The sequence below is a fragment of the Azospirillum sp. UENF 211521 genome, from assembly GCF_058780535.1.
On record NZ_JBSNCF010000001.1, the window covers coordinates 416,852 to 434,554 of the forward strand.

The window sequence follows — 17,703 nt, forward strand, 5'->3', positions numbered from 1 at the left end:
CTGGCCCTAAACCGGAGGAAGCCTTACGGCATGAAGTGGCTGGCCGGACCCGTGAACCCCTGCGGCCCGGCCCCTAAGCGACGATCAGGGCTCCGGTTTTTCCGGCGCTCCCAGCCAGGCCCCGGCTGGATCGGCGGCCATCGCAAGAACCCCCTTGCGATGGCCGTTTCTTTTTGGGCCGTTTCCGTTTGGCCCGACCTTTTGTGAGGCCGTTTCTTTTTGGCACCCGGACGGGCTGTGCTATAGCTCCCCCCGCTTCGTCCACCGCAAGAGCCCGCCCGCCGCCATGCCCGTTTTCGCCGGTTCCGCGCTGACCTGCCTCCGTGGCGACCGGCTGGTCTTCACCGGGCTGGACTTCCGGATCGCGCCGGGCGAGGCGCTGTTCCTGCTCGGCCCCAACGGCAGCGGCAAGTCCAGCCTGCTGCGCGTGATGGCCGGGCTGCTCAAGCCGATCCGCGGCCAGCTGTCCTGGGACGGCGTGCCGGTGACCGACGACCCCGACGCCCACCGCGGCCGCATTCATTACGTCGGCCATCTCGACGCGGTGAAGCCGGTGCTGAGCGCGGTGGAAAACCTGTCCTTCTGGGCCACGCTGGGCGGCGCCGCCGACCCGCGGGGCAACGCGCTGAAGGCGCTGGAGCGGCTGGGCGTGCCGCACATCGCCAACGTGCCGGGGCGCTACCTGTCGGCGGGGCAGAAGCGGCGCCTGAACCTCGCCCGCATCATGGCCGCCCCCGCCGCCCTGTGGCTGCTCGACGAGCCGACCGTGGCGCTCGACCGCGCGGCCATCGCCCTGTTCGAAGGGATCATCGCGGAGCACCGGGCCGGCGGCGGCATGGTCGCCGTCTCCACCCATGTGGACATCGCCATGCCCGGCGCCGGCGAATTGCACCTCGACGAGTTCACCCCCGTCCCCCACGACGAGGACGACGGGGGCGAGGGCGACGACGTTTTGGAAGAGGAGGACGCGGTATGACCCGCTTCCTGCGCCTGATCGGGCGCGACCTGCGGCTGGCGCTGCGCCAGGGGTCGGACGCCAGCATCGCCGTGATGTTCTTCGTGCTGTGCGTCGTGCTGTTCCCCTTCGGCGTCGGGCCGGAGCCGAACATCCTCGCCCGCATCGCCGCCGGGGTGATCTGGGTGGCGGCCCTGCTCGCCTCGCTGCTGTCGCTGGAGCGGCTGTTCCAGAACGACTACGAGGACGGCTCGCTGGAGCTGCTGTCGCTGTCCACCCTGCCGATGGAGGCGGTGGTGCTGGCCAAGACGCTGGCCCACTGGCTGGTGACCGGCCTGCCGCTGATCGCCGCTGCCCCGCTGCTGGCCCTGCTGCTGAACATGGACGCGGAGGGATTCGGGGTTCTGGTGCTGACCCTGCTGGTCGGCACGCCGATCCTCAGCCTGATCGGCAGCATCGGGGCGGCCCTGACGCTGGGCGCCCGGCGCGGCGGCGTTCTGCTGTCGCTGCTGATCCTGCCGCTCTACATCCCCGTGCTGATCTTCGGCGCCGGGGCCATCGACGCCGCGCTGAACGGCCTGACCCCGCGCCCGCACCTGCTGCTTCTGGGCGGCCTTCTGGCCGGCGCCCTGCCGCTGGCCCCCTGGGCCGGCGCCGCCGCGCTGCGCCAGGCGGTGGAGTAGGGCCGGCCTTCCTTCCCCCTCGCCGAATTCAGGCGGGGAGGCGGACGGTGCAGAGCTTGTCCGGGCTTTCCTTGGCGATGGCCTTGTGGCCCGCGATGGCGGTGTTGATCGCGTCGGGGGTCAGGCGGTGCGGGCCGGGCGCCAGCACCACGGCGACGCCGCTGGCCGACAGCAGCGGGAAGCGCCGCACCGCCCCGTAGCGGTCCTTGCCCTCGAAGCAGCCGGCCTCCCGCGCCTCCGCGTCGTAGAGGCTCTCCGCGTCGGAGCGGAACTGCGCGACGAGGTCCGCCACGCGGGCCAGCGCCTCCCCGTCCGCGGCGCCGCTGAGGGCGACGAAGAAGTCGTCGCCGCCGATGTGGCCGGCGAAGCCGCCGTTGCCCGACGCCCAGGCCTTCAGCCGTTCGCTGAACATCAGGATGGCGCGGTCGCCCTGGCGGAAACCGAAACGGTCGTTGAAGGGCTTGAAGTTGTCGAAGTCGAGATAGGTCAGGACATGGCCGCGGTCCTGCTCCTGCAGGGCGCGCTCAATGTGGCGCACGATGGCGGCGTTTCCGGGCAGGCGGGTCAGCGGGTTCTGGTCGGCGGCCATGGCGAGGTTGCGCTCGTGCACCAGCCGGATCAGCGCGCCGCTGGACAGGAAGCCGGCATACTCGCCGCCTTCGATGATGATGATGCCGTCGCTGGCCTCCTCCGCCGAGAAGGCCTCGATCACCTGGTCGAGCGGCGTGGAGATGTCGCAGACCGGGCTTTTCACCACCAGATCCAGCAGCGTGTCGCCCAGCCCCTTGTTGCGCAGCAGCTCGCTGCCGAAGCGGGAATAGACGAAACGCTTCAGGTCGCGTTCGCGGATCAGCCCCAGCGGGCGCTGCTGGCGGTCGACGATGGGGGCGATGGACGGGCTGTTGTCGCCGCGGAAATACTCCAGAAGCTCGGTCTTGGGGGAGGTGACGGCCAGCGGCGGCTGCCGCTCGATCACCTCGGACAGGCGCAGGCGGGCCTCGTTCGGCTTGCGGCGGTCCTGGCGGTTCAGCTCCTCGACGATGCCGTAGAGCTCGGGCACGGCGGTCAGCTCCAGGCTCGGCCGGGCGATCAGATAGCCCTGGGCGAAGTCGCAGCCGAGATCGCGGCAGGTGTAGAATTCCTTCTCCGTCTCCACCCCCTCGGCGATGATGAGGATGCCGAGCGCGTGGGCGTAGCCGACCAGCGCGTGGGCGATGGCCCGCTTGCGCGTGTCCTGGTCGATGCCGTCGATGAAGTAGCGGTCGATCTTCAGATAGTCGGGCTTGGACTCGTAGAGCAGCCGCAGCCCGGCGAAGCCGACGCCGAAATCGTCCAACGCCACCCCGATGCCCGACTGCCGGTAGCGGTCGATGGCCTGTTCGATGCTGTGGTCGGGGCGCAGCTCGCGGCGTTCCGAAATCTCCAGGCTGACGGTCAGGCGCGGGTCGGCCGCGCCGCCGTCCAAAGCGAAGGGGGGCAGCCAGGGCGAGCCGGCAACCCCGACCACCCGCGCGTCGATGTTCAGGAACAGCTTGGCGCCCGGCCAGTTGTCCAGCTTGCGGAAGGCGGCGGCCGCCTTGGTGTGCAGGGCGCATTCGACCTCGGCCAGCAGGCCCTGCATGCAGGCGGCGTCCAGCAGGTCGTTGGGGGTGGTGAAAGGGCTGCGCTCCAGGCCGCGCAGCAGCGCCTCCATCCCGTGGCAGCGCCCGGTGCGCATCTGCACGATGGGCTGGAAGGCGACCGACAGGCCGGCCAGCAATTCGGTCCACTGCGCCGGCAAGGGGGCCTTGCGGGCGCTCCCCATCGGGGCGCCGCGGCGATCGTCCCACTCTTCTGCTGGCACCGAGGCCATGGCTTCGTCCACCGCCGGCTGTCCATGTTCGTCACGGGCTACCCCATCTTGTAGCGGATCATCTTTTCGATTTCGTGACAAAGGCCGGGCGTGCCGGCGGCGGGCGATCCAAAATGCCCTTCGCACCGCGGCCCCGCTTTGCGCTATAGGGGTGCGCTTCAACGCAGACGATGATGGATCGGGGGGCGGCGGGGCATGAAGGTCGGCATCGACATGGGGGCGGCCATGACGGCTGGCGCGACGGGGGCGTCGGCGATGCTGGATCTCGAGGAGCTGCTGGCGACCCGCCTGCTGGTGCAGGGCAACTCCGGCTCCGGCAAGTCGCACCTGCTGCGCCGCCTGATCGAGCAGAGCGCGCGCTGGGTGCAGCAGGCGGTGATCGACCCCGAGGGCGACTTCGTGACCCTGGCCGAGCGCTTCGGCCACATCGTGGTGAACGCCGACGAGCACAGCGAGGCCGCCCTGCAGAGCGTCGCCGCCCGCGTGCGCCAGCACCGCATCTCCGTCGTGCTGAACCTGGAGGGGCTGGACGCGGACATGCAGATGCGCCACGCCGCCGCCTTCCTGGGCGGGCTGTTCGACGCCGACCGCGACCACTGGTACCCCATGCTGGTGGTGGTGGACGAGGCGCAGCTCTTCGCCCCGTCGGCCGCCGGCGAGGTGTCGGACGAGGCGCGCAAGGTCTCGCTGGGCGCCATGACCAACCTGATGTGCCGCGGCCGCAAGCGCGGGCTGGCCGGGGTGATCGCGACGCAGCGCCTCGCCAAGCTCGCCAAGAACGTGGCGGCGGAGGCCTCCAACTTCCTGATGGGCCGCACCTTCCTCGACATCGACATGGCCCGCGCCGCCGACCTGCTGGGCATGGAGCGCCGCACCGCGGAGATGTTCCGCGATCTGGAGCGCGGCCATTTCATCGCGCTCGGCCCGGCCATCTCGCGCCGTCCGCTGCCGCTGCGCATCGGCGCGGTGGAGACGCAGGGGCGGGCCGGCAGCCCGAAGCTGATGCCGCTGCCTGACACCCCGCTGGAGGACGCGCGGGAGCTGATCTTCAAGCCGGGCGAGCTGGAACCGCCGCGTCTGCCGGTGCGCCGCCCCTCGACCAGCGCCAGCGCCGACCTGCTGGCCCAGCTTGCACGCCCGCGCCCCTTGCCGGTGGAGCCGGAGGGCGAGGACGCGGCCCCCGCGCTGCCCATGGAGGAGCCGGAAACACCGGAGCAGGCGGCGGAGCGCAAAGCCGCCTACGAGGCGATCCTGCGCGCGGTGTTGGCCGATCCGGAGGCGCCCTACCGCTCCATCGCCGTGCTCTATCAGGACTTCCTGGTGCGCTGCCGGACCCAGGGGGTGCGGGGCGAGCTCCTGGAACTGCCGGCCTTCCGGCGCAAGCTGGCGGCGGCCCGCGCCGGGGCGGGGGACGGCACCGAGGAGAATCCCGCCTGGGAAAAGGCAACCCAGGTGGCGGCCACCCTGCCGGAGGACATCCAGGTCGTCTTCCTGCTGCTGGCCCGCGCGGCGCTGGACCATCTGCCCTGCCCGTCGGACGCCGAGGTGGCGCGCGCCTGTGGCAGCCGGTCGCGCGGGCGGGCGCGGCGCCTGCTGACCTACATGGAGCAGCGCGGCTTCGTCGCCACGCGCAGCGGATTGGGCAACACGCGCAGCATCGCCCTGCCGGCGCTGGGCTGGGAGACGGCGCTGGGCGACCCGAACGCCGATGACGGATCGGAGGGGCCGGAGGATGGCGGGTTGTTCGCCACCGCCTGATTCCTCTTTACTCGTCGTCGGGCTCGATCCCGGCGGCCAGGGCGTGGGCCAGACGCCCGGCGGCGGCGACTGCGGCCATGGCCTCCTGCGCCTTGGCAGTGATGCGCGCGGTGCCCTCGGGAGCCGGTTGGTAAAATGACGGGTCGGGCAGGCGCTCGGCGAAATCCCAGGCGCCGGTGGCGGGGTCCCAGACCTCGAACACGTCGGGGTTGGGGCGGCGGGCGACCCAGGCACGGGCGGCGTTGCCCTCGGCGCGGAAACGCACCCCGAAGAAGCGGCTGGCCGCCATGGCCCCGATGGCCGCGGTCAGATCGGCGTCGGCGTCCGGGAAGCGCTGCGTCAGAGCGGCGCGCAGGGCTTCCGCCAGCGCGCGGCGGTCGTCATGATGGGGGAGGCCGTCGGGATCGGTTCTCATGGCCCGCGATGGTAGAGGGACGGCACGCCTCCGCAAGCGGGCGCGATGTCGCAAGCCCCCCGAACGTTCCCGGAGTCGTCATGGTCAGCCTGTCCGAAGCCTATGCCATCGCCATCGGCCACCACCGGGCCGGACGGATGGGCGAGGCCGCCGGGGTCTACCGGGCGATCCTCGACGCCGACCCGCGGCAGGCCGACGCGCTGCATCTGCTGGGTGTCCTGGCGGGCCAGACCGGGCGGAGCGAGGAGGCGCTGTCGCTGATCGCCCAGGCCATCGCGCTGGACCCGGAGGCGGCGGACTATCACGACAATCTGGGCAGCCTGCGCCGCGGCGGCGGGGACGCGGTGCGCGCGGCCGCGCAGCACGCGCGCGCCCTGGCGTTGGAGCCGGCGCGGGCCAAGGCGGCCTTCAACCGGGGGCTGGCGCTCGGCGATCTGGGCCGGATGGGGGAGGCGCTGGAATGCTTCCGCACGGCCCTGCGGATCGACCCCAGCTATGGGGCGGCGGCGCTGGTGGCGGGGCGGCTTCTGGCCGGTGGGCCGGAACCGTTGGCGGCCGGGCGCTGGCTGTCCCATGCGCTGTCCGTAGCGCCGGACAGCGCCGACGGCTGGGCGGCCGTCGGGCGTGCACGGCTGGCGGCGGGGGAGGCCGATGGGGCGGTGACGGGCTACGACCGGGCGGCGCGGCTGCGTCCGGACGACGGGGCGGCGCTGAGCAACCTCGCCATGGCGACCTTGCAGGCGAGCGGCGCCCTGCCGGAATTTCCCCGCGCCGACCACCCGGAGGCGAGTTGGGGCGAACCGCTCGCCCGCGCGCTCGACCTGTTCCTGGCGGCGCTGGAGCGCGGGGCTGGGGAGGTGGCGGAGGCTGCGCTGTTCCGCACCGCCGTGCTGACCATCCACCGTGGCATGCTGGACGACGCGCGGCTGGAGCGGATCGCCGGGCGGGCGCGGGACCGGCTGCGACGCGCGCCGGGAGACGGTGCGGCGGCGGCCTGCATCGCCCACGGCCTCTACCGGCGGGGGCGGCTGGTGACCGCCTCGAGGCTCGCCCGGCGCTGTCTGCGCGGCTGGTCGGAGGAAGCGATCCGCGCCGACCCGCAGGCGGCGAAATGGCGGCAGGTCGACGCGCGCCCGGTCTTCCTCGATGCGCTCGCCGGGTATCGGCCGCGCATCGCCGAGGCGGGGGAGCGGTCGATGCCGGTTCCGCCCGCGGCGGGTGGTGGCGCGATCCTGCTGGTCAGCGTCGATTCCGGCTATTGGCGGCGCTTCGGCGGCTGGTTCCTCTCCCACGCGCTGAAGCACCCGGCGGGCGACCGCGTGCATGTCCACATCGTCAACCCCGGCGCGGCGGACCGCGCCGATCTGGACCGCCGCTGCGCCGCCCAGCCGGGGCGGCTGTCCTGGTCGCTGGAGCGCATCGACCTGTCCACCCACGCGCCGGGGGCGGAGACCACCTATTACGCCTGCGCGCGCTTCTTCGTGGCCCTGGACCTGCTGGACCGGACGGGGGCGCCGGTCTTCATCACCGACATCGACGCCCGTTGCACGGCGCCGCTTCGACCCGATCTGCGCAGCGGGGCAGACTGGGACCTGACGATCATGCGCGACCGCCGCGCCCGCGGGCCGTTCGACGACATCATCGTCAGCTTCCTCGGCATCGCGCCGACCGCGGCGGGGCGGGAATTCCTCGGCCTCGTCGGCGCCTACATCGGCTGGTTCTTCGACCGCGGCGAGGCGGCCTGGACGCTGGATCAGGCGGCGCCCTACACCATCCTCCACGACTGGACGCGGCGCGGGCGGGTGCCACGGCTGCGCGAGTACGAATTCCTACGCCTGCCCTGGTTCGATTTTCCGGTGAAGGGCGAGGGGTGACGGGCCGCTACGACGCCTGGACGCTGTTGTCCTTGCGCCGCGACAGCTGCAACTGGCCGTCCAGGCACTTCACGTAGGTGGTCTTGCCGGCCTTCAAATTGTCGCAGACGGTGACCAGAGCGCGCGGGATCGCCGCGAACTCCTTCGAGCCGCGCGACTGCGTGTTGTAGGCGGCGAGGTGCTGGCGCAGCCCCTCCTTCGACACCGGTTTTCCGTCGTTCCCGATCATGCTCGTCCCCGCGCGCGTGGTTTCTGGTCGCCGAAGCTACGCGGGGACGGTTCCGGACTCAACGTTCGCCATGTCAACCTTTGGCATCATCCGCCGGCTGATCCGCCGGTTTTCCGCCGTCGCCGGTCCAGTCGTCGGTGATGTAGCGCTGCGCGTCGCTGATTTTTTCCACCTCGTCGCGGCTCGGCGGCTTGGGCACGCGTGACTGGCCGTTCTCGTGGTCCTGGTCCATGGGTCCTCCATCGCTTTGCCAGTGATGTGGACGGACGGGCGGGATCGGCAAGCCCGTTCCGGACCGGGGTACGGCCTTCGCGTTTGGTCGCAGGGGACCGCTATGACCGCCGCCCGCTTGACAGGCGAACCCGCGCCGCCGGATCATCCGGCCGTTAACCGCTAAGAATTCCAAAGAGAATTCGCCCCATCCGGGGTCGTTCCGGGATCACGCAGGGAGTATGGGAACCATGAACACGCTCGCGCGCCGTCTGGCCGGCGCCGCCATCCTTTCCGCCGGTCTTTCCTTCGGCCTCGCGGCCACGCCGGTCCTGGCCGACACGCCGAAGGACACGCTGGTCATGGCCTGGCAGTTCGACGACATCGTGACGCTCGATCCCGGCGAGATCTTCGAGCTGTCGGGGGCCGAATACGGCGCCCAGGTCTATGACCGGCTGATCCGCTTCGACGTCAACGACGTCAGCAAGATTTACGGGCAGGTGGCGGAAAGCTGGACCGTTTCCGACGACGGCAAGACCTTCACCTTCACCATCCGCGACGGCATCACGTTCCACTCCGGCAACCCGCTGACGGCGGAGGACGTGGCCTACTCGCTCCAGCGAGCCGTGAAGATGAACAAGGGGCCGGCCTTCATCCTGACCCAGTTCGGCCTGACGCCGGAGAACGTCGATCAGAAGGTCCGCGCGACCAACCCGCGCACCCTGGTCTTCGAGACGGACAAGACCTACGCCCCGACCTTCGTGCTCTATTGCCTGACCGCCGACGTCTCCGGCGTGGTCGATGCCAAGCTGGTCAAGAGCAAAGAGGTCAACGGCGACTTCGGCGCCGCCTTCCTGAAGACCAACTCCGCCGGGTCCGGCCCCTTCGTGCTGCGCCAGTGGAAGGCCAGCGAGCTTCTGTCGCTGGAGGCCAACGCCAAGTACTGGGGCGGTGCGCCGGCGGTGAAGCGCGTGCTGATCCGCCACATCGCGGAGCCGGCGACCCAGCGCCTGCTGCTGGAGAAGGGCGACGTGGACGTGGCCCGCAACCTGAAGCCGGAGCAGTTCGAGCCGCTGCGCGGCAACGACAAGATCCGCATCGTCCAGGCGCCCAAGGGCACGCTCTATTATTTCGGCCTGAACCAGAAGAACGAGGTGCTGGCCAAGCCCGACGTGCGCAAGGCCTTCAAATACGCCGTGGACTACGACGGCATGGCGAAGACCATCATGAACGGTCTCGGCACCGTCCATCAGGCCTTCCTGCCCAAGGGCTTCCTCGGCGCGCTGGAGGAGAACCCGTACACGTACGACCCGGCCAAGGCGAAGGAGCTGCTCCGCCAAGCCGGCTATCCGGACGGCATCACCGTGACCATGGACGTCCGCAACACCTCGCCCAGCATGGACATGGCCCAGGCCATCCAGGGCAGCGCGGCGGCAGCGGGCATCAAGATCAACCTGCTGCCGGCGGACGGCAAGCAGGTGGTCACCAAGTACCGCGCCCGCAACCACGAGGCGCTGCTCTACCAGTGGGGTGCCGATTATCAGGACCCGAACACCAACGCCGACACCTTCGCCGCCAACCCGGACAACGCCGACGACGCGAAGGCCAAGCCGCTGTCCTGGCGCAACGCCTGGGACATCCCCGAGCTGACCAGGAAGACCGCCGCCGCGGTCGAGGAGCGCGACACCGCCAAGCGCGCTGCGATGTACCAGGAGCTTCAGCGCGAAGTTCTGGAGACCTCGCCCTTCGTCATCATGTTCCAGCAGACCGAGGTGATCGCGGAGCGCAGCAACGTCGAGGGTCTGGTCTGGGGGCCGAGCTTCGACAGCAACTACTACTGGAAGGTCAGCAAGAAGTAAGGCGGGCTTTATCCTTCCCGCACGTCATCCCCTCTCCCCTCCGGGGAGAGGGTTAGGGTGAGGGGGATTCGCACGGCTCGTACGTTCGGCACAAGCGCAACCCCCTCACCCTCCCCTCTCCCCAGGGGGGAGAGGGTTTTTGCTTTCAAGCTTGGGTGAAACTTGGCCGCTATCTTGAAACGACCGGGGATGCCGGGGCGGCGTCATGCGATCCGCGGAGCGGGTCTGCTCGTCTCGGTGGCGCTGACCGTCCTCGGCCTCCTGCTCGTCACCTTCCTAATCGGGCGCGTGGTGCCCATCGACCCGGTGATCGCCGTGGTCGGCGACCGTGTGTCCGCCGACACCTACGCCCGCGTCCGGCAGGAGCTGGGGCTGGACCTGCCGCTGTGGCAGCAGTTCCTGCGCTACGTCGGCGACGTGATCCAGGGCGATTTCGGCACCTCGGTTCTGACCTCCCGCCCGGTGCTGGAGGACATCCTGCGCGTCTTCCCGGCGACGCTGGAACTGGCCACCGCCGCGCTGGTCGTCGGCGTTCTGCTGGGCATCCCGGCGGGGGTGATGGCCGCCGTCCACCGCGGGCGCTGGCCGGACCATCTGATCCGGGTGATCGGGCTGATCGGCCATTCCATCCCGATCTTCTGGCTGGGGCTGATGGCGCTGCTGGTCTTCTACGCGCGGCTCGACTGGGCGCCGGGGCCGGGGCGGGTGGACGTCTTCTACGAGGGGCTGGTCGATCCGGTGACCGGGATCATCACGGTGGACGCCCTGCTGGCCGGTGAGAGCGACGTGTTCTGGAGCGCGCTGCACCATCTGGTGCTGCCGGCGGGCATCCTCGGCCTCTACAGCGTCGCCTACATCGCGCGCATGACGCGCAGCTTCATGCTGGACCAGCTTCGCCAGGAATACATCACGACGGCCCGCGTCAAGGGCATGTCCGAGGCGCGGGTGATCTGGCGCCACGCGCTGGGCAACATCGCGGTGCCGCTGACCACGGTGGTGGCGCTGTCCTACGCCTCGCTGCTGGAGGGGTCGGTGCTGACGGAGACGGTGTTCGCCTGGCCGGGGCTGGGGCTCTACATCACCAACTCGCTGCTGTCGGCGGACATGAACGCGGTGCTGGGCGGCACGCTGGTGGTGGGGGCGGTCTTCATCGGCCTGAACCTGCTGTCCGACCTGCTCTATCGTCTGTTGGATCCCCGTGCGAGATGAGGGTGGCGCGATGACCGCACAAACTGACACCACCGAAGGCGGAATGCGGGCGTGGCTGACGGCGGAGACGCCGCGGTCCCGCGGGCAGGCCCGGCTGGGCCGGGTCTATCTGGGCTGGCTGGCCTTCGCGCGCAACCGGCTGGCGATGATCGGGCTGGGCATCGTGCTGCTGCTGGTGCTGATGGCGGCGCTGGCCCCGCTGCTCGCCCCCTACGATCCCTACACGCAGGACCTGTCGCAGCGGCTGCTGCCGCCCAGCGCGGCGCACTGGCTGGGCACCGACGCCTTCGGGCGGGACATCCTGTCGCGCATCCTCTACGGCTCCCGCCTGACGCTGATGATCGTGGCGCTGGTCGCGGTGACGGCACCGGTCGCCGGGCTGCTGATCGGGACGGTGGCTGGCTATCTCGGCGGCTGGGTGGACGCGGTGCTGATGCGCGTCACCGACATCTTCCTGGCCTTCCCGAAGCTGATCCTGGCGCTGGCCTTCGTCTCGGCGCTGGGGCCGGGCATCGAGAACGCCATCATCGCCATCGCGATCACCAGCTGGCCGCCCTACGCCCGCATCGCGCGGGCCGAGACGATCACCATCCGCAAGAGCGACTTCATCAGCGCCGCCCGGCTCCAGGGCGCCTCGACGCCGCGGATCATCCTCGGCCATGTCGTGCCGCTCTGCTCCTCCTCGCTGATCGTGCGGGTGACGCTGGACATGGCGGGGATCATCCTGACGGCGGCGGGGCTGGGCTTCCTCGGCCTCGGCGCGCAGCCGCCCGCCCCGGAATGGGGCGCGATGATCGCCACCGGGCGCCAGTATGTGCTGGAGCAGTGGTGGGTCGCCACCATGCCCGGCATCGCCATCTTCGTGGTCAGCCTGGGCTTCAACCTGCTGGGCGACGGCCTGCGCGACGTTCTGGACCCGAAAGGCCAATGAGCCAACCGCCAATGAGCGACAAACCTCTGCTGGAGGTCGAGAACCTCCGCATCTCCTTCCCCACCCGGACGGGCGTGACGCAGGCGGTGCGCGGCGTCTCCTTCACCGTGGGCCGGGAAAAGCTGGGCATCGTCGGCGAGTCCGGCTCCGGCAAGTCGATGACTGGGCGGGCCATCCTGCGGCTGGTCCCGCCGCCCGGAATCGTGACCGCCGACCGGCTGAGCTTCCAGGGCGAGGACCTGCTGACCCTGCCGGAGAAGCGGCTGCGCGGCATCCGCGGGCGCCGCATCTCCATGGTCATGCAGGACCCGAAATTCTCGCTGAACCCGGTGATGACCATCGGCGCCCAGATCGCCGAGGCCTACCGCGTCCATTCCAGCGCCGGCACGGCGGAGGCGAAGCGGCGCGCGCTGGAGATGCTGGAGGCCGTGCGCATCCGCAACCCGGAGCGGGTCTACGGACTCTACCCGCACGAGGTGTCGGGCGGCATGGGCCAGCGCATCATGATCGCCATGATGCTGATCCCCAACCCCGACCTGCTGATCGCCGACGAGCCGACCTCGGCGCTCGACGTGACGGTGCAGATGCAGGTGCTGGCGATCATGGACGAGCTGTGTTCCAGCCGCGGCATGGGGATGATCTTCGTCAGCCACGACCTGAACTTGGTGGCGTCCTTCTGCGACCGCATCCTCATCATGTACGCCGGCCGTGTGGTCGAGACCTGCCGCGCGTCGGAGCTGCACGCGGCGACGCATCCCTACACCCGCGGCCTGCTCGACAGCCTGCCCCGGCTGGACGACACGCGGGCGGAGCTGCCGGTGCTGGCGCGCGACCCGTCCTGGCTTGAAGATATCTCTCCCTCTCCCCTCCGGGGAGAGGGGCGGGGTGAGGGGGATGTTGGGGGACCGGTGCGTTCGGCAATGGCCGGACCCCCTCACCCTAACCCTCTCCCCAGAGGGGAGAGGGGACATGGTCCGGCGGAGGGTGGGCGATGATCGACGTCAGGGATCTGCGCGTCACCTTCGGCCATGGCGCCGACGCCGTGGCCGCCGTGCAGGGGGTGTCCTTCGCCGTGCGGGAGGGTGAAAGCTTCGGGCTGGTCGGCGAATCGGGCTCGGGCAAGTCCACCGTGCTGCGCGCCGTCGTCGGTCTGAACCACGACTGGACCGGGTCCATCGCCGTGGCCGGGGCCGCGCAAAGCCGCCGCCGTGAGAAGGGCTTCTTCAAGTCCTGCCAGATGGTCTTCCAGGACCCCTACGGCTCGCTGCACCCGCGCCACACCATCGACCGCATCCTGGCCGAGCCCATCGCCATCCATGGCTTGCGCGACGTCGACGCGCGGATCGACCGGGTGCTGCGCGACGTCGGGCTGGGGCCGCAGTTCCGCTTCCGCTACCCGCACCAGCTCTCCGGCGGGCAGCGCCAGCGCGTCGCCATCGCCCGCGCCCTGGTGCTGGAGCCGCGCGTGCTGCTGCTGGACGAACCGACCTCGGCGCTCGACGTGTCGGTGCAGGCGGAAATCCTCAACCTGCTGAAGCGGCTGCGGGCGGAGCACGCGCTGACCTACGTGCTGGTCAGCCACAATCTGGCGGTGGTCGCCACCATGTGCGACCGGCTGGCCGTGATGAACCGGGGCCGCATCGTCGAGGAGATGGACGTGGAGGCCCTGCGCCGGGGCGCGGCGCGGGAGGACTACACGCGCCAGCTCCTGCGCGCCAGCCAGGGCTACGACCGCGCGGCGGCGGACAGCTTCAAGGACTTCGCGTAGGCGCTCAGTCCGCGTCCGGGATCTGCGCGGCGGGGCGGGTGGCCAGCGCGTCGGCCCGGGCCTGGAGCTTGGCCAGCAGGCCGTCGAGCTGGCCCATCTCCTCCTCAGTCAGGGCGCTGGTCAGCTCCCGCTCGTAGGCGAGAGCGAGGGGGACGATCTCCGAGTAGATCGCCAGCGCCTTGGGCGTCAGGGTGAGCTGCGCCTTGCGGCGGTCGGTGGCGCCCGATTCGCGCAGGATCAGCGCCGAATCGAGCATCCGGCTGATCGCCCGGCTGACCTGAACCTTGTCCATGGCGGTGCGTTGGGCGATCTCCCCCGCGCTCAGCGTCTCGCCGCCGCCCAGCACGGCGATGACCCGCCATTCCGGGATGGTGATGGCGAATCGCTTCTCGTACAGCTTCGCCACGGTGTGGCTGACCGTGTTGGACAGCACCGACAGGCGGTAGGGCAGGAAGCGGGTGAGATGCAGCACCGGCGCGGCGGGGTCGGCGCCGGAACGCTTGCGGCGGGGGGAGGCCATGGGGTGTCGCGCCTTATCGGAATGCGGGAACCGGAAGCCGGTTTCTCCATCCTGCCCCGGAAATTGGCGGACGCAACCGTTTCAGGTAAAAATTTCCAATCCGCGGATACGTCCCCGACCGGCTCAGCGGTTGAGAATCAGGGGTTGAGAATCAGCGGTTCACGATCAGCGCCACGCCCAGCACCGCGACGATGGCGCCCGCCCAGGCGCCGGCCCCCGGACGCTGGCGGGTCAAGGCCCACAGCATCGGCAGGATCAGCACCGGGCTGGTGGCCGACAGGGTGGCGACCACGCCGGCGTTGCCGTGGGCCAGCCCGATCAGCAGCAGCGTCATCCCCAGCCCGAGCCCGATGAAGCCGTTCACCACCACCTGGGCGAAGATGCGCGGCGTCAGGCCGGGGCCGAAGCCGAAGCGCTGGCCGGGCAGCAGCCCACCCGCGAACAGCAGCAGTCCCGACATGCCGACGCGCACCGCCGCCGCCGCGATGGGGTCGGCGCCCGCCGCCATCACCGGCCGGGCGATGACCGAGCCGGCGGCCTGGCAGACGGCGGCGATCAGGCAGGCGCCGACGCCGACCAGCAGGCGCCCGCGCACCGACTCCCAGTCGTGGGGAACGGTGCCGGTGCCGTTCGGGATCGGGCTGGCGCGGAAGAAAATCGCCAGCATCACCCCGGCGGTGACCAGCGCGATGCCGACCGCCGTCCACGGCCCCAGCGCCTCCCCCAGCACGGCCCAGGCGAGCAGCGCGGTGATCGGCGCGTTGGTGGCGTAGATGACCGAGTTGCGGCGCGGCCCGATGCGCCCCAGCGCCCAGAACAGCGCGGTGTCGCCCATCACGATGCCGACCGCGCCGGACAGCGCCAGGATCGCCGCTCCCTGCAGGTCGAGCGTCTGCCAGCCGCCGAGAAGCGTCGCGGCCAGCGCCGTGCCGACGAAGACGATGCTCATGCGCAGGCGGTTGAAGGCGACCGAACCGATGGCCCGCACCGGGCCGATGGCGATCAGCCCGCTGGCCGCCCAGCAGAGCGCGGCCCCCAGGGCGGCAAGGTTGGCGGTCAGCATGATGGGAGCTTCGCAAGGGCGGGGTGGGGCGCAGGGCAGGGCATCGTGCCGGCACCCTATCCGGAACCCGGCCGCCGCGGTAGTGCGGCGGTGGCATGACGGGGGTGTTGGGCGGGGGTGTGGGCGGGCGGTCCGCTTACTGGACCACGATCCGCCGCACCACGGCCCTGGTGGCGCGGGCGAGATCCGCCGGGGCCAGGGCGATCTGCAGGCCGCGGCGCCCGCCGTTGACGACCATCTCCGTCAGAGACTCGGCGCTGGAATCGATGAAGGTGGGCAGGGCCTTGCGCTGGCCCAGCGGGCTGATGCCGCCGACCATGTAGCCGGTGGTGCGCTCCGCCAGGGCGGGGTCGGCGAGATCGGCCTTCTTGGCGCCCGCGGCGGCGGCCAGCGCCTTGAGGTCCAGCTTCGCCGCGACGGGGATGACGACGCAGGCCAGCGCCTTCGGCTCCAGCTGGACGATCAGCGTCTTGTAGACCACGGCCGGGTCCAGCCCCATCGCCGCGGCGGCGTGCAGGCCGATGGCGTCCGCCGAGGGGTCGTACTCATACTCCATCAGGCGGTGGGCAACCCCCGCCGCCTTCGCCGCGTTCACCGCCGGTGTGACCTTCGCCGCCATGATGCCCCTGCTCCCCCGGGCGCGGATTCGCCCTTGCGCGCCGGGAGCTTAGCAGACCGCTCGGACGAGGGGGAGAGGGTGGCGGGGGGACGGGCGTCCGGCCGCGGTGCACCCCTTTCGACGACGCAATTTTGCCCAAATTGCGTCGGTGTTCATGCCAACGCGCCTTGGACAGACGGGCCGCCTGCCGCGATTCTGACCACCGGCCCGTTTCCCGGTCGGAGAGTTGGAGAATCATGGTTCCACGCACGCTGCTTGTCGTCGATGACGATCCCACCCTGGAAGGCCGGGTCCAGGATGCCCTGCCGGTGTGCCGGATCGTCGCCGCGGGCGGCGTGGCGGACGCGCTGGAGGCGGTGCGGGCGCACCGGCCCCCGGTGGTGGCCCTGTCGGTCGATCTCGCGCGGCTGGACGAATCGCCGCAAGACGGCGGTGGCGGCCTGGACGCCCTGTCGCTGATCCTGGGCGAGGCGCCGTCGATCAAAATCATCGCTCTGGCCCCGCAAGACCAGCGGGTGCTGGCGGTGCGCGCGGTGGCGCGCGGCGCCCACGAGGTGTGCGGCAAGCCGATCGACGCGCAGGAGCTGGCCGGCGTGGTGCAGCGCGCCTTCCAGCGCGCCGACCTGGAACTGGAAGGGCGCCGGCTGGCCACCGGTGACGCCCCGCCGACGCTGCGCGTCCTGCGCGACGAGACGGAGCGGCGCGCCCTGATCGACTCGCTGGCCCGCTCCGGCGGCAACCTGTCGGCGACGGCGCGCCTGCTCGGGGTCAGCCGCCCGACGCTCTACAGCCTGCTGCGCCAGCACGGCATCCGCGCGGATTAGCGCGGGCTCGGCTCACTCCGCGCGGGAGCCGGGGTTGCCGATCATCGACAGGAACTCGCGCCGGGTGGACGGGTCGCTGCGGAAGGCGCCCAGCATCCGGCTGGTCACCATGGTGACGCCGGTCTTGTGCACGCCGCGCGTGGTCATGCACTGGTGCTGCGCCTCGATCACCACGGCGACGCCTTCGGGCTGCAGCACCTGATCGATGGCGTTGGCGATCTGCGCCGTCATCTTCTCCTGGATCTGCAGGCGCTTGGCGTAGGCCTCGACGAGGCGCGCCAGCTTGGAGATGCCGACGACGCGCTGGCGGGGCAGGTAGGCGACGTGCGCCTTGCCGATGATCGGCACCATGTGGTGCTCGCAATAGGATTCCAGCCGGATGTCGCGCAGGACGACCATCTCGTCGTAGCCGTCGGTCTCCTCGAAGGTGCGCGCGAGGATCTCCTCCGGCTCGATGGCGTAGCCGGCGAAGAACTCCTCGTAGGACCGGACCACGCGGTCCGGCGTGCCGACCAGCCCCTCGCGCGCCGGGTCGTCGCCGGCCCAGCGGATCAGCGTGCGGACGGCCTCCTCGGCTTCGGCGCGGGTGGGGCGCGCGGTCTCGCCGTGGGTGGCGCCGACGGAATGGCCGGGGCCGCGGAGGATGTTGTCGGCGTGCGGGGTCTTGGAAGCCGTCACGGGGCGAAGCCTTTCGATTCCTGGTCGAGTCTCGGTCGGATGGGTCCTGGCGACAAGCGGTCCGGTCGCGCGGCGCGCCGATGCCGGAGCCGGCTTATCGGGTATAGATACGACCCGCCGCTCGCCCGGATCACTGCAATCTTCCGAAGGCAGGCAGCGCAGCGGAGTATGGCGCAAGTGGGTGCGCCGCCCCACGGTCAAGGCGCCGGACCCCGCCGTTCCGCGCGCCCTGCGGCGATCGGTTGCAGGCGCCCGG

General features: G+C 70.8%; 18 protein-coding genes. 10 read left to right on the forward strand and 8 right to left on the reverse strand.

Features of this window, described 5'->3' with window-relative positions:
* The first annotated feature begins 286 nt into the window (after window positions 1-286).
* Both ccmA and ccmB read left to right on the forward strand, forming a co-directional pair.
* Window positions 287-976, forward strand: coding sequence for a heme ABC exporter ATP-binding protein CcmA (ccmA, locus tag ACWPN5_RS01945; RefSeq protein ID WP_145683438.1), 690 nt, complete (start codon window positions 287-289; stop codon window positions 974-976).
* Window positions 973-1,638: a heme exporter protein CcmB gene (gene ccmB / locus ACWPN5_RS01950; RefSeq protein WP_145683445.1), complete on the forward strand. Its 666-nt coding sequence runs from the start codon at window positions 973-975 to the stop codon at window positions 1,636-1,638. Before ccmA ends, ccmB begins: the two co-directional genes overlap by 4 nt.
* Window positions 1,639-1,666: 28 nt before the next feature.
* Here the strand turns inward: ccmB and ACWPN5_RS01955 are convergent, their stop codons facing one another.
* Window positions 1,667-3,502, reverse strand: coding sequence for an EAL domain-containing protein (locus ACWPN5_RS01955; protein ID WP_492293942.1), 1,836 nt, complete (start codon window positions 3,500-3,502; stop codon window positions 1,667-1,669).
* A 183-nt stretch (window positions 3,503-3,685) separates the two neighbouring features.
* Between ACWPN5_RS01955 and ACWPN5_RS01960 the strand changes: the two genes are divergently transcribed.
* Window positions 3,686-5,248 carry a helicase HerA domain-containing protein gene (locus ACWPN5_RS01960; RefSeq protein WP_492293944.1) on the forward strand — a complete coding sequence of 521 codons (1,563 nt, stop codon included), beginning with the start codon at window positions 3,686-3,688 and terminating at the stop codon, window positions 5,246-5,248.
* 7 nt (window positions 5,249-5,255) lie between these two features.
* Here the strand turns inward: ACWPN5_RS01960 and ACWPN5_RS01965 are convergent, their stop codons facing one another.
* Window positions 5,256-5,663 carry a hypothetical protein gene (locus ACWPN5_RS01965; RefSeq protein ID WP_186466059.1) on the reverse strand — a complete coding sequence of 136 codons (408 nt, stop codon included), beginning with the start codon at window positions 5,661-5,663 and terminating at the stop codon, window positions 5,256-5,258.
* Between the two features lie 80 nt (window positions 5,664-5,743).
* Between ACWPN5_RS01965 and ACWPN5_RS01970 the strand changes: the two genes are divergently transcribed.
* The gene (locus ACWPN5_RS01970; protein ID WP_492293946.1) at window positions 5,744-7,537 is read left to right on the forward strand and encodes a tetratricopeptide repeat protein; all 1,794 of its coding nucleotides are present in this window, start codon (window positions 5,744-5,746) and stop codon (window positions 7,535-7,537) included.
* 7 nt (window positions 7,538-7,544) lie between these two features.
* Here the strand turns inward: ACWPN5_RS01970 and ACWPN5_RS01975 are convergent, their stop codons facing one another.
* Window positions 7,545-7,766 carry a hypothetical protein gene (locus tag ACWPN5_RS01975; protein WP_145683459.1) on the reverse strand — a complete coding sequence of 74 codons (222 nt, stop codon included), beginning with the start codon at window positions 7,764-7,766 and terminating at the stop codon, window positions 7,545-7,547.
* Between the two features lie 73 nt (window positions 7,767-7,839).
* A complete protein-coding gene (locus tag ACWPN5_RS01980; RefSeq protein WP_162801236.1) occupies window positions 7,840-7,998 on the reverse strand; it encodes a hypothetical protein in 159 nt (52 codons plus the stop codon).
* A 229-nt stretch (window positions 7,999-8,227) separates the two neighbouring features.
* Here ACWPN5_RS01980 and ACWPN5_RS01985 point away from each other — a divergent pair, with 229 nt between their 5' ends.
* From ACWPN5_RS01985 to ACWPN5_RS02005, 5 genes are all read left to right on the forward strand, one after another.
* On the forward strand, window positions 8,228-9,835 hold the full coding sequence (locus ACWPN5_RS01985; RefSeq protein WP_492293949.1) for an ABC transporter substrate-binding protein: 1,608 nt from the start codon (window positions 8,228-8,230) through the stop codon (window positions 9,833-9,835).
* A gap of 189 nt (window positions 9,836-10,024) precedes the next feature.
* Window positions 10,025-11,044: an ABC transporter permease gene (locus tag ACWPN5_RS01990; RefSeq protein ID WP_492293951.1), complete on the forward strand. Its 1,020-nt coding sequence runs from the start codon at window positions 10,025-10,027 to the stop codon at window positions 11,042-11,044.
* A 10-nt stretch (window positions 11,045-11,054) separates the two neighbouring features.
* Window positions 11,055-11,975 carry a nickel transporter permease gene (gene nikC / locus ACWPN5_RS01995; RefSeq protein ID WP_186466061.1) on the forward strand — a complete coding sequence of 307 codons (921 nt, stop codon included), beginning with the start codon at window positions 11,055-11,057 and terminating at the stop codon, window positions 11,973-11,975.
* A gap of 11 nt (window positions 11,976-11,986) precedes the next feature.
* Entirely contained in the window at window positions 11,987-12,970 is a 984-nt protein-coding gene (locus tag ACWPN5_RS02000; RefSeq protein ID WP_492293953.1) for an ABC transporter ATP-binding protein, read from the forward strand.
* Window positions 12,967-13,743 carry an ABC transporter ATP-binding protein gene (locus ACWPN5_RS02005; protein WP_492293955.1) on the forward strand — a complete coding sequence of 259 codons (777 nt, stop codon included), beginning with the start codon at window positions 12,967-12,969 and terminating at the stop codon, window positions 13,741-13,743. Before ACWPN5_RS02000 ends, ACWPN5_RS02005 begins: the two co-directional genes overlap by 4 nt.
* A 4-nt stretch (window positions 13,744-13,747) precedes the next feature.
* On the opposite strand, the gene ACWPN5_RS02010 is transcribed toward ACWPN5_RS02005, so the two are convergent.
* From ACWPN5_RS02010 to ybaK, 3 genes are all read right to left on the reverse strand, one after another.
* Entirely contained in the window at window positions 13,748-14,263 is a 516-nt protein-coding gene (locus ACWPN5_RS02010) for a MarR family winged helix-turn-helix transcriptional regulator (protein ID WP_492293957.1), read from the reverse strand.
* A gap of 151 nt (window positions 14,264-14,414) precedes the next feature.
* Window positions 14,415-15,326, reverse strand: a complete 912-nt coding sequence (locus tag ACWPN5_RS02015) for an EamA family transporter (RefSeq protein ID WP_492293959.1) — start codon at window positions 15,324-15,326, stop codon at window positions 14,415-14,417.
* 136 nt (window positions 15,327-15,462) lie between these two features.
* The gene (gene ybaK, locus ACWPN5_RS02020; RefSeq protein WP_145683475.1) at window positions 15,463-15,945 is read right to left on the reverse strand and encodes a Cys-tRNA(Pro) deacylase; all 483 of its coding nucleotides are present in this window, start codon (window positions 15,943-15,945) and stop codon (window positions 15,463-15,465) included.
* Window positions 15,946-16,181: 236 nt separating this feature from the next.
* On the opposite strand from ybaK, the gene ACWPN5_RS02025 reads away from it, so the two are divergent.
* The gene (locus ACWPN5_RS02025) at window positions 16,182-16,769 is read left to right on the forward strand and encodes a helix-turn-helix domain-containing protein (RefSeq protein ID WP_145675710.1); all 588 of its coding nucleotides are present in this window, start codon (window positions 16,182-16,184) and stop codon (window positions 16,767-16,769) included.
* 12 nt (window positions 16,770-16,781) lie between these two features.
* Here ACWPN5_RS02025 and folE read toward each other — a convergent pair whose 3' ends face one another.
* A complete protein-coding gene (gene folE, locus ACWPN5_RS02030; protein WP_492296341.1) occupies window positions 16,782-17,414 on the reverse strand; it encodes a GTP cyclohydrolase I FolE in 633 nt (210 codons plus the stop codon).
* Window positions 17,415-17,703: the final 289 nt, after the last annotated feature.